The organism is Alsobacter sp. R-9 (genome assembly GCF_054612375.1).
Window position 1 is genome coordinate 139,390 of the sequence record NZ_JBTSWJ010000001.1, and the last position, 23,664, is coordinate 163,053.

The 23,664-nt window shown below is 70.4% G+C and carries 22 protein-coding genes and 1 tRNA gene; 14 read left to right on the forward strand and 9 right to left on the reverse strand.

The window, feature by feature from the left end; genetic code table 11:
* Nucleotides 1-18: 18 nt before the first annotated feature.
* Together ACX9GQ_RS00685 and gltB are read right to left on the reverse strand one after the other, a co-directional pair.
* Entirely contained in the window at nucleotides 19-606 is a 588-nt protein-coding gene (locus ACX9GQ_RS00685) for a glutathione S-transferase family protein (protein WP_459627601.1), read from the reverse strand.
* A 1-nt stretch (nucleotide 607) separates the two neighbouring features.
* Nucleotides 608-5,272, reverse strand: coding sequence for a glutamate synthase large subunit (gltB, locus tag ACX9GQ_RS00690; RefSeq protein WP_459627992.1), 4,665 nt, complete (start codon nucleotides 5,270-5,272; stop codon nucleotides 608-610).
* A gap of 640 nt (nucleotides 5,273-5,912) precedes the next feature.
* Here gltB and ACX9GQ_RS00695 point away from each other — a divergent pair.
* Together ACX9GQ_RS00695 and ACX9GQ_RS00700 are read left to right on the forward strand one after the other, a co-directional pair.
* Entirely contained in the window at nucleotides 5,913-6,965 is a 1,053-nt protein-coding gene (locus ACX9GQ_RS00695) for a threonine aldolase family protein (protein ID WP_459627602.1), read from the forward strand.
* A gap of 92 nt (nucleotides 6,966-7,057) precedes the next feature.
* Entirely contained in the window at nucleotides 7,058-8,035 is a 978-nt protein-coding gene (locus tag ACX9GQ_RS00700) for a hypothetical protein (protein WP_459627603.1), read from the forward strand.
* 76 nt (nucleotides 8,036-8,111) lie between these two features.
* On the opposite strand, the gene ACX9GQ_RS00705 is transcribed toward ACX9GQ_RS00700, so the two are convergent.
* Complete coding sequence (locus ACX9GQ_RS00705; RefSeq protein ID WP_459627604.1) at nucleotides 8,112-8,591, reverse strand: Hsp20 family protein; 480 nt, start codon at nucleotides 8,589-8,591, stop codon at nucleotides 8,112-8,114.
* Nucleotides 8,592-8,814: 223 nt separating this feature from the next.
* Here ACX9GQ_RS00705 and ACX9GQ_RS00710 point away from each other — a divergent pair, with 223 nt between their 5' ends.
* Together ACX9GQ_RS00710 and ACX9GQ_RS00715 are read left to right on the forward strand one after the other, a co-directional pair.
* On the forward strand, nucleotides 8,815-9,141 hold the full coding sequence (locus ACX9GQ_RS00710) for a hypothetical protein (protein ID WP_459627605.1): 327 nt from the start codon (nucleotides 8,815-8,817) through the stop codon (nucleotides 9,139-9,141).
* A 96-nt stretch (nucleotides 9,142-9,237) separates the two neighbouring features.
* A complete protein-coding gene (locus tag ACX9GQ_RS00715; RefSeq protein ID WP_459627606.1) occupies nucleotides 9,238-10,254 on the forward strand; it encodes an alpha/beta fold hydrolase in 1,017 nt (338 codons plus the stop codon).
* On the opposite strand, the gene hisN is transcribed toward ACX9GQ_RS00715, so the two are convergent.
* Together hisN and ACX9GQ_RS00725 are read right to left on the reverse strand one after the other, a co-directional pair.
* On the reverse strand, nucleotides 10,244-11,026 hold the full coding sequence (gene hisN / locus ACX9GQ_RS00720; protein ID WP_459627607.1) for a histidinol-phosphatase: 783 nt from the start codon (nucleotides 11,024-11,026) through the stop codon (nucleotides 10,244-10,246). The two genes, ACX9GQ_RS00715 and hisN, sit on opposite strands and share 11 nt — an antisense overlap.
* Nucleotides 11,027-11,405: 379 nt before the next feature.
* Nucleotides 11,406-12,296 carry an N-formylglutamate amidohydrolase gene (locus tag ACX9GQ_RS00725; RefSeq protein WP_459627608.1) on the reverse strand — a complete coding sequence of 297 codons (891 nt, stop codon included), beginning with the start codon at nucleotides 12,294-12,296 and terminating at the stop codon, nucleotides 11,406-11,408.
* Nucleotides 12,297-12,459: 163 nt separating this feature from the next.
* On the opposite strand from ACX9GQ_RS00725, the gene cpdR reads away from it, so the two are divergent.
* From cpdR to ACX9GQ_RS00760, 7 genes are all read left to right on the forward strand, one after another.
* The gene (gene cpdR / locus ACX9GQ_RS00730) at nucleotides 12,460-12,840 is read left to right on the forward strand and encodes a cell cycle two-component system response regulator CpdR (RefSeq protein ID WP_459627609.1); all 381 of its coding nucleotides are present in this window, start codon (nucleotides 12,460-12,462) and stop codon (nucleotides 12,838-12,840) included.
* Nucleotides 12,841-12,932: 92 nt separating this feature from the next.
* Nucleotides 12,933-13,007, forward strand: a tRNA-Val gene (locus ACX9GQ_RS00735).
* 142 nt (nucleotides 13,008-13,149) lie between these two features.
* Nucleotides 13,150-13,578, forward strand: a complete 429-nt coding sequence (locus ACX9GQ_RS00740) for a DUF1330 domain-containing protein (protein ID WP_459627610.1) — start codon at nucleotides 13,150-13,152, stop codon at nucleotides 13,576-13,578.
* A 222-nt stretch (nucleotides 13,579-13,800) separates the two neighbouring features.
* Nucleotides 13,801-14,610, forward strand: coding sequence for a 3'(2'),5'-bisphosphate nucleotidase CysQ (gene cysQ, locus ACX9GQ_RS00745; RefSeq protein WP_459627611.1), 810 nt, complete (start codon nucleotides 13,801-13,803; stop codon nucleotides 14,608-14,610).
* Between the two features lie 90 nt (nucleotides 14,611-14,700).
* Nucleotides 14,701-14,826, forward strand: coding sequence for a type B 50S ribosomal protein L36 (gene ykgO, locus ACX9GQ_RS00750; protein WP_106334813.1), 126 nt, complete (start codon nucleotides 14,701-14,703; stop codon nucleotides 14,824-14,826).
* Nucleotides 14,827-14,954: 128 nt separating this feature from the next.
* Entirely contained in the window at nucleotides 14,955-15,560 is a 606-nt protein-coding gene (locus ACX9GQ_RS00755; RefSeq protein ID WP_459627612.1) for a tetratricopeptide repeat protein, read from the forward strand.
* A 103-nt stretch (nucleotides 15,561-15,663) separates the two neighbouring features.
* Entirely contained in the window at nucleotides 15,664-16,623 is a 960-nt protein-coding gene (locus ACX9GQ_RS00760; RefSeq protein WP_459627613.1) for an alpha/beta fold hydrolase, read from the forward strand.
* Between the two features lie 11 nt (nucleotides 16,624-16,634).
* Here ACX9GQ_RS00760 and pyk read toward each other — a convergent pair whose 3' ends face one another.
* The 3 genes from pyk to ACX9GQ_RS00775 form a co-directional block, all read right to left on the reverse strand.
* Complete coding sequence (pyk, locus tag ACX9GQ_RS00765) at nucleotides 16,635-18,059, reverse strand: pyruvate kinase (protein ID WP_459627614.1); 1,425 nt, start codon at nucleotides 18,057-18,059, stop codon at nucleotides 16,635-16,637.
* Between the two features lie 25 nt (nucleotides 18,060-18,084).
* Nucleotides 18,085-18,522 (reverse strand): DUF1036 domain-containing protein, encoded by a 438-nt coding sequence (locus ACX9GQ_RS00770; RefSeq protein WP_459627615.1) that lies wholly within the window; start codon nucleotides 18,520-18,522, stop codon nucleotides 18,085-18,087.
* A gap of 109 nt (nucleotides 18,523-18,631) precedes the next feature.
* Nucleotides 18,632-19,924, reverse strand: a complete 1,293-nt coding sequence (locus ACX9GQ_RS00775; RefSeq protein ID WP_459627616.1) for a glycerate kinase type-2 family protein — start codon at nucleotides 19,922-19,924, stop codon at nucleotides 18,632-18,634.
* A gap of 116 nt (nucleotides 19,925-20,040) precedes the next feature.
* Between ACX9GQ_RS00775 and ACX9GQ_RS00780 the strand changes: the two genes are divergently transcribed.
* The 3 genes from ACX9GQ_RS00780 to ACX9GQ_RS00790 all read left to right on the forward strand — a co-directional run bounded on the left by ACX9GQ_RS00780 (nucleotide 20,041) and on the right by ACX9GQ_RS00790 (nucleotide 21,958).
* Nucleotides 20,041-20,859 carry an N-formylglutamate amidohydrolase gene (locus ACX9GQ_RS00780; protein WP_459627617.1) on the forward strand — a complete coding sequence of 273 codons (819 nt, stop codon included), beginning with the start codon at nucleotides 20,041-20,043 and terminating at the stop codon, nucleotides 20,857-20,859.
* 117 nt (nucleotides 20,860-20,976) lie between these two features.
* Nucleotides 20,977-21,216: a DUF2312 domain-containing protein gene (locus tag ACX9GQ_RS00785; RefSeq protein ID WP_459627993.1), complete on the forward strand. Its 240-nt coding sequence runs from the start codon at nucleotides 20,977-20,979 to the stop codon at nucleotides 21,214-21,216.
* A gap of 28 nt (nucleotides 21,217-21,244) precedes the next feature.
* The gene (locus tag ACX9GQ_RS00790; RefSeq protein ID WP_459627618.1) at nucleotides 21,245-21,958 is read left to right on the forward strand and encodes a ferredoxin; all 714 of its coding nucleotides are present in this window, start codon (nucleotides 21,245-21,247) and stop codon (nucleotides 21,956-21,958) included.
* A 1-nt stretch (nucleotide 21,959) separates the two neighbouring features.
* On the opposite strand, the gene ACX9GQ_RS00795 is transcribed toward ACX9GQ_RS00790, so the two are convergent.
* Entirely contained in the window at nucleotides 21,960-23,654 is a 1,695-nt protein-coding gene (locus ACX9GQ_RS00795; RefSeq protein WP_459627619.1) for a DUF882 domain-containing protein, read from the reverse strand.
* Nucleotides 23,655-23,664: the final 10 nt, after the last annotated feature.

Here is a 23,664-nt window from a genome sequence, read left to right on the forward strand (position 1 = left end):
GTGGCTGCCCGTTCGTTGTCAGTGGATGGTCAGGCCGAGGGCCTGCTCGCAGCGCCCGATCCAGGAGCGGACCGAGATGCGGGGGGTGAGATCGAAGCCGCCCTCGGGGGCGAGCCGCGTGTAGGCCAGCAATGCGATGTCGGCGACCGTGAGCCGGTTGCCGACCAGAAAGTCGCGGCCCGCGAGGGCACGTTCCATCAGGTCGAGCGCCTGTTCGCCGCGCTCCACCCGCAGGGGCTCGCGCTGCTCGCGGGTGCGCTTGAGGTAGACCATCTGGAAGCGTGCGCCGGCCACGAAGAACTCGTGCCCGTTCTGCTCCCAGAAGAGCCACTGGTCGACCTCGGCCTGCTGGAACGGATCGTCCGGCAGCAGGTCGGAGCCGCGGGCGAGGAACCGGATGATGGCGTTCGACTGGGCGAGGCACCGCCCGTCATCGAACTCCACCACGGGCACCTGTCCCATGACGCTCCTGGCCAGGAACTCCGGCGTGCGGCTCTGGCCAGCCATGATGTCCACCGGCACCCACTCGTAGGGCAGGCCCAGGTGGTCGGCCGTGTACTTGACCTTCAGGCAGTTGCCCGAGTCGAGATCGCCGTAGATGCGCATCTCAGTGCCCCGCGGACGCCATCTGCGGCGCGGTGTCCTGCGCCATCAGCTCAGCCAGGGCGCGGCGGTACTCCACCGGCATGACCTTGCGGAACTTCGGCAGGTAGTGGTCCCACCGGTCCAGGATCTCCTTGGCGCGGGTCGAGCCGGTGTAGCGGGCGTGGTTGGCGACGAGCTGGCGCAGACGCTCGGCGTCGTGGCGCGTCATGTCGGCCATCACGTCCACCCGGCCCTTGTGGTGTAGGTCCCCGCCCTGATGGTGCAGCCGCTCGTTGAGCTCCTCTTCCTCCTCGACGGGCTCCAGCTCCACCATGGACAGGTTGCAGCGCTGGGCGAAGTCGCCGTCCTCGTCGAGGACGTAGGCGATGCCGCCCGACATGCCGGCCGCGAAGTTGCGGCCGGTCTTGCCGATGACCACCACGACGCCGCCGGTCATGTACTCGCAGCCGTGGTCGCCGGTGCCCTCGACGACCGCGATGGCGCCGGAGTTGCGCACGGCGAAGCGCTCGCCGGCGACGCCGCGGAAGTAGCACTCGCCCGCGATGGCGCCGTACATCACCGTGTTGCCGACGATGATCGACTCGTGCGGGACGATCTTCGTCGCGCTCCGCGGCGGATAGATCGCGATGCGACCGCCCGACAGGCCCTTGCCGACGTAGTCGTTGGCCTGGCCCTCGAGCTCCAGCGTCACGCCACGGGCCAGCCACGCGCCGAAGCTCTGGCCGGCGGTGCCGGTGAGCTTCACGTGGATGGTGTCATCCGGCAGGCCCTTGTGGCCGTAGCGCTTCGCCACCTCGCCCGAGAGCATGGCGCCCGTCGTGCGATTGGTGTTGTTGATGGTCGTCTCGATCGACACGGGCGTGCCGTGGGCGATCGCCGCCTCGGCGCGGGCGATGAGGGTGCGGTCGAGAACCTTGTCGAGGCCGTGGTCCTGCGTCTCGCTGTGGAACAGGCCGACGGAGGCGGGCACCTCCGGCTTGTGGAACAGCCGGCTGAAGTCGAGCCCCTTGGCCTTCCAGTGGTCGATCACCGCCGCGCGGTCGAGCATCTGCATCTGCCCGACCATCTCGTCGAAGGTCCGGAAGCCGAGCTCGGCCATGTACTCGCGCACCTCTTCCGCGATGAAGAAGAAGTAGTTTATGACGTGCTCGGGCTGGCCGACGAAGCGCTTGCGCAGGACGGGATCCTGCGTCGCGACGCCCACCGGGCAGGTGTTCAGGTGGCACTTGCGCATCATGATGCAGCCGGCCGCGATCAGCGGCGCGGTGGCGAAGCCGAACTCGTCCGCGCCGAGCAGCGCGCCGACGACCACGTCGCGACCGGTGCGCAGCCCGCCGTCGACCTGCACCGCGATGCGCGAGCGCAGGCGGTTCATGACCAGCGTCTGGTGCGTCTCGGCGAGGCCGATCTCCCACGGCGAGCCGGCGTGCTTGATCGAGGTGAGCGGGCTCGCGCCCGTGCCGCCCTCGAAGCCCGAGATCGTCACGTGGTCCGCCCGGCCCTTCGACACGCCGGCCGCGACCGTGCCGACGCCGACCTCGGAGACGAGCTTCACCGAGACGAGCGCCTGCGGGTTGACGTTCTTGAGGTCGTAGATGAGCTGGGCGAGGTCCTCGATCGAGTAGATGTCGTGGTGCGGCGGCGGCGAGATGAGGCCGACGCCCTGGGTCGAGTGGCGCACCTTGGCGATCACCGCGTCGACCTTGTGGCCGGGCAGCTGGCCGCCTTCGCCGGGCTTGGCGCCCTGCGCCATCTTGATCTGCATCATGTCGGAGTTGACGAGGTACTCCGTCGTCACGCCGAAGCGGCCCGAGGCCACCTGCTTGATGGCCGAGCGCATGCTGTCGCCGTTGGGCAGCGGCTTGTAGCGGTCGGCCTCTTCGCCGCCCTCGCCGGTGTTCGACCGGCCGCCGATGCGGTTCATGGCGATCGCCAGCGTGGTGTGCGCCTCGCGCGAGATCGAGCCGTAGGACATGGCGCCCGTCGCGAAGCGCTTCACGATGGCGCTCGCCGGCTCCACCTCGTCGAGCGGAACGGGCTTGCGCCCGTCCTCCTCGGCCTTGCGGATGCGGAACAGGCCGCGGATCGTCAGCAGTTGCTCCGACTGCTCGTTCAGCAGCTTCGCGAACTCCCGGTAGCGGTCCTGGCTGTTGCCGCGGACCGCGTGCTGCAGCAGCGACACCGACTGCGGCGTCCAGGAGTGCGCCTCGCCGCGAATGCGGTAGGCGTACTCGCCGCCGACCTCGAGCGCGTTGCGGTAGACGGGCGAGTCGCCAAAGGCATCCGCATGACGGCGGACCGTCTCCCGGGCGACCTCGGGAAGGCCGATGCCGCCGATGCGCGAGGCGGTTCCGGCGAAGAAGCGGTCGACGAACGACTTGGACAGGCCGACCGCGTCGAAGATCTGCGCGCCGCAATAGGACTGGTAGGTGGAGATGCCCATCTTGGACATCACCTTGAGGATGCCCTTGTCGATCGACTTGATGAACCGCTTCACCACTTCGTAGCTGTCGACCTCCTCGGGGAAGTCCTTGGCCATCGCCTGAAGCGTCTCGAAGGCGAGATAGGGGTTGATCGCCTCCGCGCCATAGCCGGCGAGGCAGCAGAAGTGATGCACTTCCCGCGCGTCACCGGTCTCCACGACGAGGCCGACGGAGGTGCGCAGGCCCTTGCGGATGAGGTGATGGTGCACGGCCGCGGTGGCCAGCAGCGAGGGGATCGGGATGCGGTCGGACCCCACCATCCGGTCGGACAGGATGATGATGTTGTAGCCGCCCTTCACCGCCGCCTCGGCCCGGTCGCACAGCCGCTCGAGCGCCGACTCCATCCCCTCAGGGCCCTGCTCGGTGGGGTAGGTCATGTCGAGCGTCTTGGTGTCGAAGGCGTCCTCGAAGTGGCCGATGCAGCGGATCTTCTCGAGGTCGCCGTTGGTCAGGATCGGCTGGCGCACCTCGAGCCGCTTGCGGCGCGAGGACCCCTCCAGGTCGAAGATGTTCGGCCGCGGCCCGATGAACGACACCAGGCTCATGACGAGTTCCTCGCGGATCGGGTCGATCGGCGGGTTCGTCACTTGGGCGAAGTTCTGCTTGAAGTAGGTGTAGAGCAGCTTCGACTTGTCGGAGAGCGCCGAGATCGGCGTGTCCGTGCCCATCGAGCCGACCGCCTCCTGGCCCGTCACCGCCATCGGCGCGAGCAGGAGCTGAAGGTCTTCCTGCGTGTAGCCGAAGGCCTGCTGGCGATCGAGCAGCGACACGTCGGTGCGCACGGCGCGCGGCTCGACCGGCTTCAGGTCCTCCAGCACGATCTGGCTGCGCTCGAGCCACGCCTTGTACGGGTGGGAGGTCGAGAGCGACGCCTTGATCTCATCATCGGAGATGATGCGGCCCTGTTCGAGGTCGACGAGCAGCATCTTGCCCGGCTGCAGGCGCCACTTCGTGACGATCTTCTCCTCCGGGATCGGCAGCACGCCCATCTCGGAGGCCATCACGACGAGCCCGTCGTCGGTCACGAGGTAGCGCGCCGGCCGCAGGCCGTTGCGGTCGAGCGTGGCGCCGATCTGGCGGCCGTCGGTGAAGGCCACGGCGGCCGGGCCGTCCCAGGGCTCCATCAGCGCGGCGTGGTACTCGTAGAAGGCGCGCCGGCCCTCGTCCATGAGTGGGTTACCCGCCCAGGCCTCGGGGATGAGCATCATCATCGCGTGGGCAAGCGAGTAGCCGCCCTGCACGAGGAACTCGAGCGCGTTGTCGAAGCAGGCCGTGTCGGACTGGCCCTCGTACGAGATCGGCCACAACTTGGAGATGTCGGGGCCGAAGAGCTCGCTGTCGACGGACGCCTGACGGGCCGCCATCCAGTTGACGTTGCCGCGCAGCGTGTTGATCTCGCCGTTGTGCGCCACCATCCGGTAGGGGTGCGCCAGCGACCAGGTCGGGAAGGTGTTGGTCGAGAAACGCTGGTGGACGAGCGCCAGCGCCGACGAGAACCGCGGGTCGTTGAGGTCGTGGAAGTACTCGCCGAGCTGACCGGCGAGCAGCATTCCCTTGTAGACGAGCGTGCGCGAGGACAGCGACACCGGGTAGTAGCCGGCGGTGCGCGGATCGTTCGCGTCATAGATGGTGTTGGAGATGACCTTGCGCAGGATGAACAGCCGGCGCTCGAATTCGTCCCCCGCCGCGGCGCTCTTGCGGCCGACGAACAGCTGACGGATGACGGGCTCGGTCGGCTTCACGCTCTCGCCGAGGCCCGAGCTGTCGACCGGGACGTCGCGCCAGCCGAGGAAGGTCTGGCCCTCCTCGGCGATCACGCGCTCGATGGTGCTCTCGCAGAACGCACGCCCCTCAGCGTCGCGCGGCAGGAAGATGAGGCCGGCGCCGTAGTCGCCGAGCGGCGGCAGCGCGATGCCGAGCGCCGCGCATTCCGCACGCAGGAACGCGTCCGGCATCTGCACCAGCATGCCGCAGCCGTCGCCCGCCTTGGGATCGGCGCCGACGGCCCCGCGGTGGTCGAGGTTGAGCAGGATCTGCAGGCCCATCGCCACGATCTCGTGCGATGCCCGGTTCTTCATGTCGGCGACGAAGCCGACACCGCAGGAGTCCTTCTCCAGGGCGGGGTCGTAGAGCCCGACGGCGTCGGGCAGCCCGGGATCGCGCACCACCAGCGGCGCGGGCATGCCGGCCGTTCCGGCCGCGTGCGACCCCACTTCGGAAAAGCCCTGTTCCGTCCGCTCGCTCATGGTGACCCTCGCCACGTCCTCAACCCAGGATCGACACGGCCGATGACCGTGCGCCTCGCCGCGTCCTAGCAAGGACCGCGCCGGGCTGGGGGCTTTCGTGGTGTCAGGGTGTAGCTCGGTCGCGCCCCGTCTTGCGCCCGCACCCCGCGGGCGTACCGGGAGGACCGGTGCCCGTCAGGCTCGATCTTTGCGCGTGGCACGTTTGCCGGCGGTCGCGGCCGTCAGGTCGCGTCCCACCGTCATGCTGTTCGTGCCGTTCGTGCGCACAGTCGGAACCCGTCTCTGGCGGGGCCACGCCCCGATGGAATGGGACAGCAAGACTGTCCTATTCGCCGCGGACCTTGCCACACGATTTTCCCGCGCACAAGCGGATTGTGGCAGGGGACAGGCCGCTCCCGCAAGATTCTTTCGCGAGGGGTCCTCCGAGGGTAACGGACGGCAAGAACGGAGCCGCCCGCGGGTCATTACCGGTCGCCGCTGTGGCCGTCGGGCCATGCCGAGGACCGTTGTCTTTCGCGACGGCGTGTGCAACTCCCGACCTGCGCCGCGGGCGCGCTGCAACGATGGACCGGACGTCATGAACTTTGCCAGCGACAACGTCGTGGGGGCGAGCCGCCCCGTGCTCGAGGCCCTGTTGGCCGCCAACGACGGGGCGGAGACCGCCTACGGCGCCGACACCTACAGCCAGCGGGCGGAACGGATGCTGGCGGAGGTGTTCGAACACGAGGTCTCGGTGTTTCTCATCGCCACCGGGACGGGTGCGAATGCGCTGGCGCTTTCCGCGCTGACGCCGCCGTGGGGCGCGGTCTTCTGCCACGCCGAGAGCCACGTGCTCGACGACGAATGCGGTGCTCCCGAGATGTTCACGGCCGGCGCGAAGCTGGTCGGCATCCCCGGGCCCGGCGGCAAGATGGCACTGGCCGACCTGCAGGCGACGCTCGACCGCTTTCCGCGGGGGCTGGTGAAGGCCGTCCAGCCCTCGGCGCTGTCGATCTCGCAGGTGACGGAAGCGGGGACGCTCTATTCGCTCGCCGAGATCCGCGCCCTCAGCGAGGCCGCCCGCAAGGCGGGCGTACGGGTCCATCTCGACGGGGCCCGGTTCGCCAATGCCATGGTCGCGCTCGGCTGTACGGCCGCCGAGATGACGTGGAAGGCCGGGGTCGACGTGGTGACCTTCGGCGCGACGAAGAACGGCTGCCTTGCCTGCGAGGCCGTCGTGTTCTTCGACAAGGCCCTCGCCGACAGCTTCGTCTTCCGCCGCAAGCGCAGCGGCCACACCCTTTCGAAGGGGCGGCTCCTGGGCGCACAGCTCGTCGCCTACCTCTCGGACGATCACTGGATCTCGAACGCGCGGCACGCCAATCTCATGGCCTCCGTCCTCGCAGGCGGGCTGAGCGGCATCCCGGGCGTGCGAATGCCGTGGCCCACGCAGGCGAACGAGGTGTTCGCGGTCATGCCCCCGGCCGTGGACGCACGCATCCGTGCCGCGGGCTTCAAGGGGGCCGACTGGTCCAGCCTGAGCCTTCCCGAGGGCTTCTCCGTGGGGAACGACCGGTTCGTGCGCTTCGTCACGTCCTGGGCCACGCGCCCGGATCACATTGAGGGCCTCATCGCCGCCGCGCGGGGATGACACCCCGCGGAATCGACGGTCCCAGACGCGCCCCAATCGTCGTTTAATCCGTTGTCAGGGATGTCAGTCCGTCCCGAGCCACCGGAGCCGCCATGTCCGCCTGCCAGCGTCCCGTCCTCGCCCTGTCCGCTGCCCTCCTGCTTTCAAGCGCCGCGCTCATCCTCCCGGCCGGGTCGGCACAGGCGCAGCCGATGGCGTTCTGGGGCTGGGGGCCGCCGGGGCCGGCCGTCGAGGAGCGGCTCCCGCCGGGCACCTATCGCAGCTACTCCAGCCGCCAGATCGCCGAGATCCTCTACCGCCGCCACGGAGCGGCACAGGTCCTCATGGTGCGGCCGGCCGGGGACGTGTTCGACGCCGAGGTCATCGACCGCCGCGGCTACCGCGTCCGCTACGTGATCGCGCCCGACACGGCTGAAATCCTCGAGCGTGTGGTCCTGGGGGAGCGCCGGTGGGAGCGCGACCCGGCGGTTCCTCCCGGGCTGGTGCCGCAACCCGGCCCAGGCCGGGATCGGGCGCCCGCGCCGCGCGAGGCCCGGCGGGAGCCGGCCGAGAGGACGGCGCCGGTGGCGCCTCCGGTTCAGGAGGGGCCCTCCGTGACCGTGCCGCGGGTCGGGCCGGTCGAGCAGCGCCCGCTGCCCGAGCCTCCCGTCGCGGCCAAGCCGAAGGGGCCGGAGGCCGAGCCCGCGCCGCCGCGGGCGCCCGCTGCGACGCCAAGCCCTGCGCCAGGCGCTCCCGCAGCGTCACCCGACCGGGCTGAGCCGCAGGCGGCCCCGCAGCGGACGCCGCAGCCCAAGCCGGAGCTCGCCCGGCCGCCGGCCCTGCAGCCCGAGACGCCGCGCACCGTCACGCCCGCGCCGACAGGTGCTCCGCCGGCCGCCGGCGCTGCGCCACAACGGCCCGCGACGGCGCAGACGCGGCCTGTGCAGGCGCCGCCGCGCATACCCGAGCCGCTGGTCGATCCGAAGACAGGCCAGAAGAACCCCCTCGCCACCGTTCCGGTGGCCCCACTCGACGAGACGGTGAAGCCGTCGGGCCCCGTGACGATCGTGCCTCCGGCCCCGCTCGAATGAGAGCGGGATCGCTGAGCGAGCAACAAAAAAGGGCGCCCGCAGGGGCGCCCTTCGTTCATCGGAGAGTGCGGGCCGTTCAGGCGGCGCGCGGGGCTTCGACCGGCTTCTGATCGATCACCGTCCGGGTGCTGCCGCCGCTGATCGGGATCAGGCGGGGCTTCTTCGCCTCGGGAATCTCGCGCACGAGGTCGATGTGCAGGAGCCCGTTCTCGAGGCTGGCGCCCGTCACCTGGACGTGATCGGCGAGCTGGAAGCGGCGCTCGAAGGAGCGGGCCGCGATGCCCTGGTAAAGCATCTCGCTGGCGCGATCGGTGCCGGTCGCCTGACGCTCTCCGCGGACGGAGAGCACGGTCTCCTTCACCTCGATGGCGATGTCCTTGTCGGTGAAGCCGGCCACGGCGACGGAGATGCGGTACGCATTCTCGCCGGTGCGCTCGATGTTGTAGGGCGGGTAGGCGCTGCCGCTGTCGGCGCCGGTGGCCTGGTCGAGCATCGAGAACAGGCGGTCGAAGCCGATGGTGGAGCGGTAGAGGGGGGACAGATCGTACTGACGCATGGCATATCCTCCATGTTGAGCGACATGCGGGGCGGTCCGCCTCTCGAGGCCGGACCGTTCCGGAGCGCAGCCATCATGGCCTGCGCTGACCCCGATGTGGGTGTGCCCCATCTGCAGCGCAAGAGGGGCCGGATGAACGCCGCCTGAACGATCGGGACCGGCTTCGTTCAGGCACGCCGTCGCATGGTTGCCACCGTGGGGCGGGTGGGCCCCGGAGTCGACCATGCGTAAGCGCACGATCTCGCGGCGGGCGGTGGCCCTCCTCGCCGCCTCTCTCATGGCTGCCGGCATGCCCGCCGGAACGGTGACGGCCGACGAACGGCCGACGCTCGACGCGGCGGGAGTCGAGGCCGTGCTGAGGCACCTCGGCTACCGCGACATCGAGCGGGTGCAGCGCCGCGGCGGACTCTTCCTCGCCGACGTCTCCGCTCCCCAGGGGCAGCGCCTGCGCGTCGTCGTCGACGCCTTCAGCGGCGAACTGACGGGCCTGCGGGCGCTGGACTCGACGCAGCCCCGGCGGGCCGAACCGATCCGTACGTCGTCCAACTGAGCGCGGTTCCGTTCCGCCACGCTTGCATCGGGGGGCGCCGCTGCGGCCTACTGGCCCGGCCGCGAGTCGCCGCGCGCATGAGGTTGCCCAACCCGAATGGAACTCGCCTCGCTTCCCCACGTGCCCGTGCCGTCGCAGGCCTCCGTGACGAGCGTCACCAGCGCCGGCGGTGTTCGCCTGCGCGTGGCGCGCTGGCGGCCGACGTCGCGCCGCACGCGCGGAACGGTCTGCCTGCTGCAGGGGCGTGCCGAGTTCATCGAGAAGTACTTCGAGGTCGTGGCCGAGCTTCGCCGGCGCGGCTTCGCCGTCGTCGCGTTCGACTGGCGAGGGCAGGGCGGCTCTGACCGGCTCCTCGCCAATCCGCGCAAGGGTCACGTCGACGACTTCGCCGACTACGAGGCGGACCTGCGTGCCGTGGCCGCGACGGTTCTCGCCGGAGCGCCGCAACCTCACTTCGCGCTCGCCCACTCCATGGGCGGAACCGTGCTGGTCCATGCGCTGGCGAGCACGCCCGATCTCTTCGATCGCGCGGTGCTCACGGCGCCGATGTTCGGCATCGCCGGCCTGCGCCGGCCGCGGGGCGCCCGCCTGCTCGCCGCCGCGCTCGACGTGATGGGGTTCGGTGGGGCGTTCATTCCTGCAGGCGGAGAGACCGCCGTCGCGACGAAGCCGTTCGAGGACAATCCCCTGACGCGCGATCCACAGCGCTACGCCCGGACGGGCGACCTGATCGCCGTCGCGCCGTCGCTCGGCCTTGGCGACCCGACCATCGGATGGGTCCACGCGGCCTTCAGGTCCATGGATCCGTTCCGAGATCCCAACTATCCGCTCCAGATCCGGACGCCGATCCTCAGCGTCGTGCCTGCCGTCGATCGGGTGACGCAGACGCCCCTGGTCGAGCGCTTCTGCGCCCGTCTCAAGGCCGGCCGCTGCCTTGCTCTCGCCGGCGCCGAGCACGAGATCCTGATGGAGCGCGACCCGGTCCGGGCCCTGTTCTGGGCGGCCTTCGACGCCTTCGTGCCGGGAGAGACCCCGCCGCGCACGACGGCGAACGATGCCGAGGACAGCGTCGAGGCCGCCGGCGCCGCGGCGGGCGAACCGGTCAGCGGTTGAGCAGCGCCAGGGCCTCGGCGTGCACGCGGGGGTCGCCCGCGGCCACGATGGCGCCTCCCTCGGCGGCCGGGCCGCCGCTCCAGGTCGTGACCACTCCGCCGGCGCCCTCGATGATCGGCACCAGGGCGACGATGTCGTAGGACTTGAGGCCCGTCTCGATGACCACGTCCATGTGGCCGGCGGCGAGCATGCAGTACGCGTAGCAGTCGTAGCCGAACCGCGTGAGTTTGGAGGCCCTCTCGACCCGCTCGTAGGCCTCGAGGTCCTTGCCCGTGAACAGCCGCGGGCTGGTCGACGAGAGCGTCGCCTCCGACAGGCTGGCACAGGGCCGGGTGCGCAGGGTGCGCGTCCCGCCGGGGCCGCGCCATGTGGCGCTGCCGCCGTCGCCCGAGAAGCGCTCGCCGGTGAAGGGCTGGTGCATCATGCCGAAGCAGGGAGAGCCATTGCGTAGCAGGCCGATCAGGGTTCCCCAGACCGGCAGGCCCGAGATGAAGGAGCGGGTGCCGTCGATGGGGTCGAGCACCCACACGAACTCCGCGTCCTTGCGCTCGTCGCCGTATTCCTCGCCGACGATGCCGTGCGAGGGGAAGGTGCGCTTGATGAGGTGGCGCATCGCGGCCTCGCCCGCGCGGTCCGCCTCGGTGACGGGGTCGAACGCGACGCCCTTCGACTTGTCGGACGCGGCAATGGCCGTCCTGAAGAAAGGAAGGATGGCCTTGCCGGATACTCCGGCGAGGTCGTCCACGAAGGCGGCGAAGTCAACGGCCGTCATGTCGTCCAGTTCCTGCTGAGCCTTGGCGGGTCCATAGAGGATTCTGCCGCTCAGGGAAATTGCGCTTCCGGCAACCTCGTGTCGTCCGGATGAGCCGGCCCGACGCGCCATGCGCTGACGGGGGCGTGCTGAGAGATTCGCCGTTCAGTCATGCATCCCGCGCGGGCCTGCCCGGGTTCATCGATCGATAACGCTGTCCTCGCAATGGCTTGGCTCACGCTCTCACATAGGACAGCAATGCTTGCCTTTTGTGCGCTGCGGTGCCATATTGATGCGGTGCGGTGATGCTCTTGCGTCCCGCGCATGCCCTCCTTGGGCGTTTCCTCCCTAGACTTGGGCCGCCGACGTCAGTCAGGCGGCCTTTTTCTTTCTTGCGCTGCTATTCCGCGGCCAGCCTGCCGCCGCCGAGCTGCAGGTCGACCTCCGCCATCAGCGACTCCACCGTGTGCATGAGGTCGGCGGCGACGGTGGAAAAGTTGGCGGTGCGCTGCAGGCGGCGCTCGTCCATGTAGAGGCCGCGGTTGATCTCGATCTGCAGGGCATGGAAGTCGGACGCCGGGTTGCCGTAATGCTCCGTGATGAAGCCGCCGGCGTAGGGCTTGTTGCGCGTGACCACGTAGCCGCGGCCGCGCAGGCTCTCGTCGAGGATGTCGGCGAAGAGGCCGTTGGCGCTCGTGCCGTAGCGGTCGCCGATCACGAAGTCCGCCCGGCCCGCATCGTCACGTCCGCCCTGCGAGCTCGGCATCGAGTGGCAGTCGATGAGAACCACCATCCCGAACCGGCGGTGCGTCTGCTGCAGCAGACGCTGCAGCGCGCGGTGATAGGGCTTGTAGAGAAGCTCGATGCGCAGCAGCGCGTCCTCGACCGGCAGCCGGCGGGCGTAGATCTCCTGCGAGTCGCCGACGACGCGGGCGATCGTGCCGAGCCCACCCGCGACCCGCATCGAGCGCGTGTTGGCGAACGGCGGCAGCCGACCCTCAAACATGCGCGGGTCGAGCTCGTAGGGCTCGCGGTTGACGTCGAGATAGGCACGGGGGAAGTGAGCCTTCATCAGCGGCGCGCCGCGGCTGACGACGCCGGCGATGAGGTCGTCGACGAAGCTGTCCTCGGACCGTCGCAGGGTCAGCGGGTCGAGCCGCGAGGCCTCGATGAAGGCGCGCGGGTAGGTCCGCCCTGAATGCGGGGAGTTGAACACCAGCGCCGTGGACACGACGTGGGGCTCGACGATCTCGAAAGGCGGGTCGAAGTCGCTGGCCGTGGGGGCTGGCATCGGCGGCGAGAACCTTCCGTTTCGCGGTGGACCAGTGTGCCGCGCGGGCGGGTCCGTGTCCACGCGGCACCACGATCCTGCCATGCCCCGTCCTTACGCGTTAACACTTTCACCGCTTTTTTACCCAGACGGGTCCTAATGGCGGGCGACATCGGAGTTCGACATGGTGCCTGAGACGCTTCCCGCCCCGCGGATCCTCCTCGCGGAAGACGACAACGACATGCGCCGGTTCCTCGTGAAGGCGCTCGAGAACGCCGGATACCAGGTGGCCTCGTTCGACAATGGCCTCTCGGCCTACCATCGCCTGCGCGAAGAGCCGTTCGAACTGCTTCTCACGGACATCGTGATGCCGGAGATGGACGGCATCGAGCTGGCGCGCCGCGCCACCGAACTCGATCCCGACATCAAGGTCATGTTCATCACCGGCTTCGCGGCCGTGGCCCTGAACCCCGATTCGCAGGCGCCGAAGGAGGCGAAGGTCCTCTCCAAGCCGTTCCACCTGCGCGATCTCGTCGCCGAGGTGGAGAAGCTGCTCGCCGCCTGAACCGGGGCTCGCGCAACCTCGCCAAGCGGCTTGCCATCCCCCGATCCTGCCGGTATATCCCCGTCACCTCGCAGCCGGCTCGTCCGGCAGCCGGGCGCGTAGCTCAGCGGGAGAGCACTACGTTGACATCGTAGGGGTCACAGGTTCGATCCCTGTCGCGCCCACCATTTTCCAGCGGCGAAGGCCGTTGCGCTCGACCCCGGGTTCCACCGAACCCGGGGTCGTTTGCTATGGACCTGCCGACCGGCATCGGCGACACCAAGGCAGCACCGGCCGGCGACCCTGCGGCCGAGACGCCAGGAGAATCCCTTGACGGGACATGTCGATCCCTCCCGCGAGACGTTCGCGGCTTTTCGCGCGCTGGACCGCCCGGGGCCGATCCACATGCTGAACCTCGTCCGGTTCCGCGAGACGGCGGCTTACCCCGACGGGCGTGTCACCTCCGGGGCCGAGGCTTATGCGGCCTACGGACGGGAAAGCCAGCCGGTCTTCTCCCGCCTCGGCGGGCGGATCGTCTGGCGGGGCCAGTTCGAGCTGATGCTCATCGGACCGGCGGAAGAGAACTGGGACGAATGCTTCGTCGCCGAGTATCCGTCCGTCGAGGCGTTCGCGACGATGCTGCGCGATCCGGTCTACCGGGAGGCCGTGAAGCACCGGCAGGCCGCAGTGGCAGACTCGCGTCTCGTCAGGCTTTCACCCTCCGCCGCCGGGGAGGGGTTCGGAGGAGCGTTGACTTGACCGTAAAGACCCGTTTACCGCTCGACGTCACCTGCCGTTATGACTAACGTGACATTCACCGTGATTTTGCCAGTCGTGACCGGCTGCATCCAGAAGAGCAGGGTCACTGTATTAACAACCTAGGGTTTAGTGGTGGTGCAGGCGACGCGCAAACGTCGCGACAATTTGTGATTGATCAAGACGGATGTTTCCGGCTGCGGTCGGTAACGTCGCGAGGCAAGCGTGCTCGATTTCCGTTCGCCCTCCCTCATCTCCGGCCTGGCTGACGCCGCCTCGGCGGCGGGTGCGGCCATCATGGCGCATTACGGGACGTGCCGGCCGACGGAAAAGGCCGACGGCAGTCCCGTGACCATCGCCGACCAGGAGGCCGACGCGATCCTTACGGCGGCCGTGAGGCGGCTGCTGCCCGGCCTTCCCGTGATCTCCGAAGAGAGCGCGCCGACGGCGAAGGTGACCGACTTCGACGCCTTCGTGCTCATCGACCCGCTCGACGGCACGCGGGAGTTCCTCGCGCAGAACGGCGACTTCACGGTGAACCTCGCCGTCGTCGTCAACGGCACACCGGTGACGGGCGTCGTCTTCGCTCCGGCTCACGGGCGCCTGTGGACCGGCGGGGCGGATGCCCACGTGTCCTCGCTCGAACCCGGCCGGCCAGCCTCCGCGGCAGGCGACCGGAAGCTGATCAAGGTGCGGCGCCCGCGCAAGCGGCTTGTGGCCTTCGCCAGCCGCAACCATCGGGACGCGTCGACCGATGCCTACCTGGCGCGCCTGGGCATCCACGAGGTCCGGACGGCCGGGTCCTCTCTCAAGTTCTGCTACATCGCGCAGGGTGACGCCGACCTCTACCCCCGGTTCGGCCCGACCATGGAGTGGGACACCGCGGCGGGCCACGCCGTCCTGACCGCGGCCGGCGGCGTCGTGCTCACGCCGGACGGGGAACCCTTCCTCTACGCCAAGTCGGAGGACGACTACCGCAACGGTCCTTTCATCGCGGCCGCCTCCTCGACCCTCGTCGTCGCCGCGGCCGCCTGACGGCGGGCTTGATTTTCCCGCGCGTTCTCTCTAGTAGACCCCCGACTGCCGGCATCTTCGTCGGCCGACCCGTTTTCCGGAACCAGACCGATGAAGATCCGCAACTCTCTCAAGTCGCTGCGCGAGCGCCATCGCGACAACCAGATCGTGCGCCGCAAGGGCCGCGTCTACATCATCAACAAGACCCAGAAGCGCTATAAGGCGCGTCAGGGCTGACGTTTCCATCCCGGGAACGGGATGACGGGGCGCCTCGCGGCGCCCCTTTTCGTTTGTGGATCGCCCCTCCCGAAGCTGTGAGCGGCGATGTTTTTGACAGACGGAACGGCTGCCCTACACTTTGGGGTATGAGGATCGCCGGTCCCGCCTTTGCCCTCGCCGTCGTGTTTGGCCTCTCGGCCGGGTCGACGGCCGCGCTGTCGCAGCAGACCCAGCAGCAGGGTCGCAAGCCTGCGCCGAACGCCTCGGTGCGGCCCACGACGCTCGACGACCTGTTCGAGCGCCTGCAGCGCGCCAAGACCGAGGACGAGGCCAAGGGAATCGCCGACGCCATCCAGCGGCGCTGGATGCGATCGGGCAGCGACACGGCCGACCTGCTGATGGACCGGGCGCTCGAGGCCCTGCGCAGTGGCGACCAGCCCTTGACGATCGAGCTTCTCGACCGGGTCGTGGTCCTGCAGCCGAACTGGGCCGAGGGCTGGAACAAGCGTGCCACCGTGTTCTTCATGATGGGCGACAACACGCGCTCGATGGCTGACCTGCAGCAGGTCCTGGCCCGGGAGCCGCGGCACTTCGGGGCGCTCGCAGGGCTCGGGATGATCCTGAAGAACAACGGCGACGACAAGAAGGCCTACGAGGCCTTCAAGAAGGCGCTCGCGATCAACCCGCACATGCCGGAAGTGAAGTCCGCCGTGGAGCGGCTCGCCCCGGACTACGAGGGACGCGACATCTGACGGCTGTGCTGCGGAGTATGGGCTGACGTCACCTTGCCGGTTCGCAGCCCCCGCCATGCCCGAGAGTTCCGTCCAGCCCCGCCCTGCCAGGAGAGTGCCCCGCATGGTCCTGACCCTCGTCGTGCTCGCGGCGGCGATGGCGGCCGGCGTGCAGGGCCTCGTCTGGCACATCGAATCGAAGCACCCCCCGCTAGGCCGGCGCGTCCCGGTCGATGGAGGTCAGCTGCATGTGATGGAGGCGGGGCCGACGGACACCGACGCGCCGACCATCCTCCTGATCCACGGTGCATCTGGAAATGCCGCCGAGATGATGCTCGCGCTGGGTGAGCCGCTCGGCCGGCGGCTCAGGGTGCTGGCCGTCGACCGGCCGGGCCACGGCTGGAGCGACAGGCCCGGCGGCCGCGAGGACGCGGCACCCGAACGGCAGGCGCGGCTTATCCGGCAGGCGGCGGAGGCGGCTGGCGCGAAGCGCGTCGTGGTGGTGGCACACTCCCTGGCGGGGGTGGTGGGAACGCGTCTCGCGCTCGACCACGCCGACTTCGTCGAGGGGCTGGTGCTGGTGTCCCCCGTCACGCACCCGTGGCCGGGCGGCATCGCTTGGTACTACACGGTCGCCGCCCTGCCCGTGGTGGGGACGGTCTTCACGCAGACACTCGCGCCGCTGGCAGGCTGGCTTCTGCTCGACTCCGGCGTGCGCGGCAGCTTCGCGCCGCAGTCGCCGGTAGGTGGCTATGCCGAGAAGGCCGGCATCCCGCTCGTCCTGCGGCCCTCGCAGTTCCGCGCCAACGCGCAGGACGTGGCGGCGCTGCTGGGGCACGTGGAGGCGCAGTATCGGGAGTACGACCGGATCCGCGTACCGACGGTGGCCGTCCACGGCGAGAAGGACACGGTCACCTCGCACGTCCTCCATTCGGAGGCGATCGCGCGGCAGGTGCCGGGGGCGGGCCTCGTGCTTCTGCCCGACGTCGGTCACATGCCGCACCATGTCGAGACGGACGTCGTCGTGGGCGCCGTCGACGACGTGCTCCAGCGCGGAGCCGGGGCGCAGGCCGGACTCCGGTAGCCGCCCCACCCCTAGCGCTGGGGGCCGACGAAGGCGATCCGCACCATGTTGGTGGCGCCGGGCGTGCCGAAGGGGACGCCGGCCACGATGATCACGCGCTGGCCCGTCGCCGCGAAGCCTTCCGCGGCGGCGATGCGGCAGGCGCGGTCGGCCATGTCGTCGATGTCGCGCGCATCGTCCGTCACGAGGGCGTGCACGCCCCACACCAGGGCAAGCCGCCGGGCTGTCGAGATGTTGGGCGTCAGCGCGAGGATCGGCGGCTGGGGGCGCTCGCGGGCGATGCGCAGGCCGGTCGAGCCCGAGGCCGTCCACGCGATGACGGCCTTGAGGTCGAGCGTCTCGGCGACGTCGCGGGCGGCCACCGCGATGGCATCGGCGCCCGTGGGCTCCGGAGCCGCGCGCTGTGCGGTGATGATGGCGCGGTAGACCTGGTCGCTTTCCACCTCCTCAGCGATCCGGTTCATCGTCGCCACCGCATCGTAGGGGAACTGGCCGGAGGCCGATTCGGCCGACAGCATCACGGCGTCGGCGCCTTCGAACACGGCGGTGGCGACGTCGGACACCTCGGCGCGGGTCGGCACCGGCGAACTGATCATCGACTCCAGCATCTGAGTCGCGACGACGACCGGCTTGCCCATGCGGCGCGCTGTGCGCGTGATCCGCTTCTGCAGGCCGGGCACCTTCTCCAGCGGCATCTCCACGCCGAGATCGCCGCGCGCGACCATCAGCGCGTCGGAGATCTCGATGATCTCCTCGAGGCGGCTGATGGCCTGCGGCTTCTCGATCTTGGCCATGACCGCCGCCCGGCCGCGCGCCGTCTTGCGCACTTCCGCCACGTCCTCGGGACGCTGGACGAAGGAGAGGGCCACCCAGTCGATGCCGGTGTCGAGCGCGGCCTCGAGGTCCGACCGATCCTTCGGCGTCATGGCCGAGACGGGAATCGTGGTGTCGGGCAGGCTCACGCCCTTGCGGTTCGAAATCCGCCCGCCGACCTCGACGATGGTCACGGCCTTCTTCGGCGTGGCCTCGATCACGCGCAGGCGCAGCTTGCCGTCGTCGATGAGGATCGTGTGGCCCGGCTCCAGGGTCCGCAGGATCTCCGGGTGGGGCAGGTGCACCCGCGTCGCGTCGCCCGGCGTCTTCACCGCGTCGAGCACGAACGTCTGGCCGTTCTTGAGCACGGCAGCGCCGTCCGCGAACTCGCCCACCCGCAGCTTCGGTCCCTGAAGGTCGACGAGGATGCCGATGGGGCGCCCCACCTCGCGCTCCACGTCGCGGATCATCGCCACGCGCTCGCGCATGCCATCGTGTGAGGCGTGCGACATGTTGATGCGGAAGACGTCGGCGCCCGCCTCGTGCAGGCGGCGGATCGCCTCGCGGTCGGCCGTCGCGGGGCCGAGCGTGGCGAGGATCTTCACGCGGCGAAGGCGTCTCATCGTCGGCTCCGGGGGCTCGGGGGTGTCACGGTGCGCGCGGGGCCGGCCGGGCCGGATCGGTCAGCTGGACCGTCCAGTTCTTCTGCTCGCCCGTGTCGATCTCGAAGAAGCCTGTGCGGTCGAAGCCACGCGCCAGGCAGTCCTCCACCCCGCGGATGGTGAACTCCTTGTCGCGCGTGCACATGAAGGTCTTGCCGCTCCACTCGCCGCCGCGGTCGTAGTCCTGCGCAAACACGTAGTAGAAGCGGGCCGCGAGCGGCCCCTTCAGCATCGTCTCGCATTCGTTGGGCTTGAGGTTCCACCAGCCCTCCGAGAGCCAGCCCTGACCGTCGCGGTACCCCATCGCCACGCCGACGCGGCTCTGCGTCATGTTGCACAGACGCAGGTCCGCCAGCGCGGGCCGCGGCGCGAGCGTGGCGGCGAGGGGCAGCAGGAGGAGAAGGAGTGCGCTGCGCGGGATCATGAGTCGGCGGACTTCGGTTCGAGGCCGGTCGCAGACCGCTCCGACCGCGCTTCTGCGGATATCGAAACGATCCAACTGCGGCGTTTGTGCCGTTCAACGAAGGTCGAAGTCAACCGACCAGCACCACGCGCAGGTCGTTGACGTTCGTCCGGGTGGGTCCGGGCACGAGAAGGTCGCCGAGTGGCTCGAAGAAACCGGTTGAGTCATTGTCGGCGAGACGCGCCGCGGGATCGAGGCCGGCCGCCTGCGCGCGGGCGAGCGTCGTCTCGTCGACGATCGCGCCGGCCGGGTCGTCGGGATCGCCGCCCCCGCCGTCCGTTCCATCGGTGTCCCCGGCGATTCCCGCGATGCCCGTGGCGCCGTCCAGCGCGAGCGCGAGTGCCAGGGCGTACTCCTGGTTGGGCCCGCCGCGACCGTGGCCGCGGATCGTGACTGTCAGTTCCCCGCCGGACAGAATGGCGACGCGCCGTCCGGCCGCTGCATGGTCGCGCGCCATGGCGGCGTGGCGGGCGGCCACGTCACGGGCCTCGCCTTCGAGGTCCGCACCGAGGTCGATGGTCTCGTAGCCTGCTGCCCGGGCCGCGGCCACGGCGGCGTCGAGGCTGTCGCGCGGGCGGGCGACGATGCGGAACTCCGCGTGGGCGAAGGCCGGATCGCCCGGCTTCGGGGTCTCGTTCGCCGGGTCGTCGAGCAGCGCCCGTGCGGCAGGGGGCAGGGCGATGCCGTAGCGGGCGACGATGGCCCGGGCCTGATCCGTGGTCGTCGGGTCCGGCACGGTGGGGCCGGACGCAATGGTCGAAGGATCGTCTCCCGGCACGTCCGACACGGCGAGCGTGAGCACGCGGGCGGGCGCCGCGCAGGCGGCGAGGCGTCCGCCCTTGATGCGCGAGAGGCGCTTTCTCAGCGTGTTGATCTCGCCGATCGAGGCGCCGGAGCGCAGCATGGCGCGGGTGATCGCCTGCTTGCCGGCGAGGTCGAGGTCGCCGGCGGGGGCGATCCAGTTGGCCGAGCCGCCGCCCGAGAGCAGCACGAGCACGAGGTCGCCGGCCGTCGCCGCCGACGCGAGGTCGAGCGTGCGCTTCGTGGCGTCGATTCCGGCCTGGGTCGGCACCGGGTGTCCGGCCTCGATCATTTCGATCCAGCGCGTCGGCGCGGCATAGCCGACGCGCGTGACGGCGAGGCCGACCAGTCGGTCGGGGCCGAGGCCGTACTCACGCGCGTAGTACGCCTCCGCGACTGCCGCCATGCTGCCGGCGGCCTTGCCGGCCGCGAGCACGACGATCCGTCCATCGGGCGGCGGTGCCGGCAGGTGCGGCGGCAGGCACGAGGACGGATGCGCCCGCTCGACCGCGGCGTCGTAAAGCGACCGCAGGAGCGCCCGCTGCTGCATCCGGTCCGCCATGCGTCGTCCTCTCCCGCCGTATCGCCCCGTCGTTTCGTCCTGTCGTATGGCATGGCCGGCGCATCGTCACTATGGTTCGCGCGCCCGTGCCCGTCGATCCGTCCGCGAGTCGCACCGTGACAGCCAGCCTCACCCAAGCCGGTCTCTTCGATCACCCCGCGGTGCAGTTGGTGCCCGGCACCCTGTCGGGCGGGCTGGTGCTGATCTGCGATCATGCCTCGAACGCCATGCCGGCGGAGCACGGCACGCTCGGCCTGCCGCCCCACGAGTTGGAGCGACACATCGCCTACGATATCGGCGCGGCCGCGGTGACGCGGGAGCTGGCGCGGCTCACGGGAGCGCCCGCGGTGCTGAGCACCTTCTCCCGCCTGCTGATCGACCCGAACCGGGGACCGGACGACCCGACGCTGGTGATGAAGCTCTCGGACGGCGCCATCGTGCCGGGTAACCGCCATGCCGGCGCCGACGAGGTGGAGCGCCGGCTCGACCGGTTCTACCGCCCCTACGACCGGGCGGTGGGGGCGGTCGTCGAGGCGGCGCTGGCAACCGGCGTGCCCCCGTGCCTGCTCTCCATCCATTCCTTCACGCCGTCGTGGAAGGGCGTTCCCAGGCCCTGGCACGTGACGGTGCTGTGGGACGCGGACCCGCGTCTGCCCCGCCCGCTGCTGGAGGCCCTGGCGAACCCGGGAGACGTGGTGGTGGGCGACAACGAGCCCTATGACGGCGCCCTGGCCGGCGACACCGTCAACCGTCACGCCACGCGGCGTGGCCTCGCCAATGCCCTGATCGAGGTGCGCCAGGACCTGATCGGCGAAGAGGCGGGGGCGCTGCACTGGGCCCGGCGTCTCGCGGATGCCTGGGAGGCGGTGCGCGGCGACCCGTCGCTATTCCGCGTCGAGCCGCACCCCACGCGCACGGGACGGCGGCGCGGATAGGCATCATCCCCGCCATCCACAGGCCGCGTGTTCCACGGGCCGGCTGCGGCTTGACCCCCGGTCGGCTTTGCTCGACACGGATGCTCCCCGTGCGTGACCTTCGACGAGGCCTTTTCCATGGACAACTCCATCGCCGCCGACCAGCTCAAGGCCATCATCGAACGGATCGAGCGCCTCGAGGAGGAGAAGAAGGCGCTCTCCGACGACATCAAGGACGTCTACGGGGAAGCCAAGGCCAACGGGTTCGACACCAAGATCATCCGCAAGATCGTCGCGATCCGGAAGAAGGACCACGCGGAGCGCAAGGAGGAGGAGGCCATCATGGAGCTCTACCTCGAAGCGCTGGGCATGGCCTGATCGGCCGGTCCGATCCGGACCCGCGGTGATGGCCCCGGCGCCCTCTCCCGCCGGCCTCGACGCGATCGAGGCGCTGGTCACGGCGCAGGGCCTCGTGATGCGCGGCGCCTTCCACCCCGGCGTCGCCGACGACGTTCCGCCGCTTTCCGACGGGCAGCCCTGCGGCACGCTCGTCCTCTTCGGCTTCGTCGGCCGTCGCGGCTTCGACCGCTTCGCCTTGTCGACCGAGGCGCGCGATGGCCTGCCCGATCCCCTCGACCGCTGGTCTCTCCGCGTCATCGGGGCGATCGCCGAGGCGTGCGGCGGCGTTCCGCTGTTCCCGTTCGGCGGTCCCCCGCATCACCCCTTCCAGCGCTGGGCCCGACGCGCGGAGGACGTGCACCCCTCGCCGATCGGCCTGCTGGTGCATCCCCGCTGGGGGCTCTGGCACAGCTATCGCGGGGCGGTGGCTTTGCCCGCTCGCCTCGACCTCGCGGCGTTGCCGCCGCGCGCCGGGCATCCGTGCAAGACCTGTGTCGGGCGCCCGTGCCTCTCGGCCTGTCCGGTCGGTGCGTTCACCGGCAACGGTTACGATGTCGACGCCTGCGTGGCCCACGTCAGCGCGGACCCGGACGGAACGTGCAAGACCAATGGCTGCCTCGCGCGCGGCGCATGCCCGATCGGGCAGGATGGCGCGCCATCGGCCGCGCAGGCTGCGTTCACGATGAGGGCGTTCCTGCGGGCGAGGCCCGCGCCGCGCTGAGCTACTGCGCCGGCGTGAACCGGTGCACCGGCAGCGGCTTCACGGCAGGCCCGGTGAAGCGGTCCGTCGCGAGGTCGCCGGCGGCAGGCGGATTGAAGCCGTTGGCCACGGCGGCGCTCGGCCTGTTGGTCAGGCCCGAGAGGTCACGGTCGGCCGGGCGCGTCTTCGCGGTGGCCACCATCTGTCGCCCGCCGGGTTCGGCAGGACCGCTGATGCTGGCGGTCGCGAACAGCGCCTTGAGGCCCGACCGGTCGAGGGTCCCGGCGGTGAGACCCGGCGCCGGTTCCCGGGCGGCCGTGGTGACGGGCGCGGGCGGCGGCGTGACGGGAGGAGCCGTCGGCGCCGGCGCGGCCGGTGACGTGCGGGCGGCCTGCACGATCGCGGCCGTCCCGACCCCCGCCGGCCGCATGGGGGGCAGCGGCACATTGGCGTAGGTGAGCGTGACCGGCGCCGCGGGCTGTGCCTGCTGGAGCGGCGGCATCGCCGCCACGGCGGCGGCGGCACCGGCGCCCAGAGCAGCGATCTCCACCGGGCGGGCCGGCGGCATCGGTACGTTGGCGAAGGCGGTGAGGCCGGCGATATCGGTCGGCCGCGCCAGCGGCAGCGGGACGGAGGCGACGGGTGCCTCGACGAGCGGCGCACCGGAGGGCCCGGTCTGCCATACCTGCCGCGGCGCGCTCTCGGCGGCGGGCGCAGGAACCGGCGCGGCGGCCGGTGCGGCAGCGGTCGTCACCGGCTCGGGAGGCGGCGCTGTCACGCGGCGCGGTACGGCGACCGGGACGGATTCGGTCGGGCGGACCGACGTGTTGGCGAAGAAGACCGGACGTCCGTAGTCGTCGCCGGTGCCGGACATCGTGTAGGCCGCGAGCTGCTGCTGCCCGGTGTCGCGGCGTGCCGCCTGGCGTTGCGGCGCGCGTGTCGCCTGGGCCTGCGCGACGTCCTCCTCCTCGTCGGCGCCGCCGAAGAGGGCTGCGAAGAAGCTCTTGCCGCGGCGGGTCGAGAACAGGCCACCCTCGTCGCCCGCATCGGCATAGGCTGAGACGGAGCCGCCGCCCGCCTCGATCTCGGCCGCCGCCTCCTCGTACCGCGGCATCGGCTTGCCGTCGGAGGGGATGTGCACGGTCTTTCCGTCCGGGAAGAGACGGGCCAGTTGGTCGCGGGACATGCGCGGCCAATGGCGGACGCTGCCGGCATCGAGGTGAACGAACGGGTTGTACGACGTGGGGTAGTAGCCGACGCCGCCGCGCTGCATGCGCAGGGCGATCTCGCGAACCTGCCCCATGGAGACGTCGGGCAGGTAGAAGTCCATCGCCTTGCCCTCCATGTGCTGGGAGTGCTTGGCGACGGCACGCGAGCGGCGCCGCAGCATGGCGTTCGTCTCGGGGGCCCGGTAGGCGGAGACGATGTGCAGCGGCTCCTGGGAGCCCACGGCCCGGCGGACCTCCCACACGATGTCGAACAGGCGCGGGTCCATCGACGTCGGCTCGTCGCGCCGCCAGTCGCGCAGGAGCCAGTTCAGCTTCTCCAGCGCGGCTTTGTCGAACGACCCGCCCTTCTTGTAGGTGATCGACGCCGATTCCTTGGTGTGGGTGTGGTAGACCTCGAGCGTCCGGGTCTCGCCGTTCGCGACCGCATCTCCGACACGGCCCGTGCCCGCCGCGAGCACGACGGCGGCGCCGAGGCAGGGCACCATCATCGACGTCCAG

Excerpts from the sequence above, each read along its gene's own strand:
- ACX9GQ_RS00685 (WP_459627601.1), bottom strand. The coding sequence starts at position 606 with ATGCGCATCTACGGCGATCTCGACTCGGGCAACTGCCTGAAGGTCAAG.
- gltB (WP_459627992.1), bottom strand. The coding sequence starts at position 5,272 with ATGCCCGCGCCGCTGGTGGTGCGCGATCCCGGGCTGCCCGACGCCGTC.
- ACX9GQ_RS00695 (WP_459627602.1), top strand. The coding sequence starts at position 5,913 with ATGAACTTTGCCAGCGACAACGTCGTGGGGGCGAGCCGCCCCGTGCTC.
- ACX9GQ_RS00700 (WP_459627603.1), top strand. The coding sequence starts at position 7,058 with ATGTCCGCCTGCCAGCGTCCCGTCCTCGCCCTGTCCGCTGCCCTCCTG.
- ACX9GQ_RS00705 (WP_459627604.1), bottom strand. The coding sequence starts at position 8,591 with ATGCGTCAGTACGATCTGTCCCCCCTCTACCGCTCCACCATCGGCTTC.
- ACX9GQ_RS00710 (WP_459627605.1), top strand. The coding sequence starts at position 8,815 with ATGCGTAAGCGCACGATCTCGCGGCGGGCGGTGGCCCTCCTCGCCGCC.
- ACX9GQ_RS00715 (WP_459627606.1), top strand. The coding sequence starts at position 9,238 with ATGGAACTCGCCTCGCTTCCCCACGTGCCCGTGCCGTCGCAGGCCTCC.
- hisN (WP_459627607.1), bottom strand. The coding sequence starts at position 11,026 with ATGACGGCCGTTGACTTCGCCGCCTTCGTGGACGACCTCGCCGGAGTA.
- ACX9GQ_RS00725 (WP_459627608.1), bottom strand. The coding sequence starts at position 12,296 with ATGCCAGCCCCCACGGCCAGCGACTTCGACCCGCCTTTCGAGATCGTC.
- cpdR (WP_459627609.1), top strand. The coding sequence starts at position 12,460 with ATGGTGCCTGAGACGCTTCCCGCCCCGCGGATCCTCCTCGCGGAAGAC.
- ykgO (WP_106334813.1), top strand. The coding sequence starts at position 14,701 with ATGAAGATCCGCAACTCTCTCAAGTCGCTGCGCGAGCGCCATCGCGAC.
- ACX9GQ_RS00755 (WP_459627612.1), top strand. The coding sequence starts at position 14,955 with ATGAGGATCGCCGGTCCCGCCTTTGCCCTCGCCGTCGTGTTTGGCCTC.
- ACX9GQ_RS00760 (WP_459627613.1), top strand. The coding sequence starts at position 15,664 with ATGGTCCTGACCCTCGTCGTGCTCGCGGCGGCGATGGCGGCCGGCGTG.
- pyk (WP_459627614.1), bottom strand. The coding sequence starts at position 18,059 with ATGAGACGCCTTCGCCGCGTGAAGATCCTCGCCACGCTCGGCCCCGCG.
- ACX9GQ_RS00770 (WP_459627615.1), bottom strand. The coding sequence starts at position 18,522 with ATGATCCCGCGCAGCGCACTCCTTCTCCTCCTGCTGCCCCTCGCCGCC.
- ACX9GQ_RS00775 (WP_459627616.1), bottom strand. The coding sequence starts at position 19,924 with ATGGCGGACCGGATGCAGCAGCGGGCGCTCCTGCGGTCGCTTTACGAC.
- ACX9GQ_RS00785 (WP_459627993.1), top strand. The coding sequence starts at position 20,977 with ATGGACAACTCCATCGCCGCCGACCAGCTCAAGGCCATCATCGAACGG.
- ACX9GQ_RS00790 (WP_459627618.1), top strand. The coding sequence starts at position 21,245 with ATGGCCCCGGCGCCCTCTCCCGCCGGCCTCGACGCGATCGAGGCGCTG.
- ACX9GQ_RS00795 (WP_459627619.1), bottom strand. The coding sequence starts at position 23,654 with ATGATGGTGCCCTGCCTCGGCGCCGCCGTCGTGCTCGCGGCGGGCACG.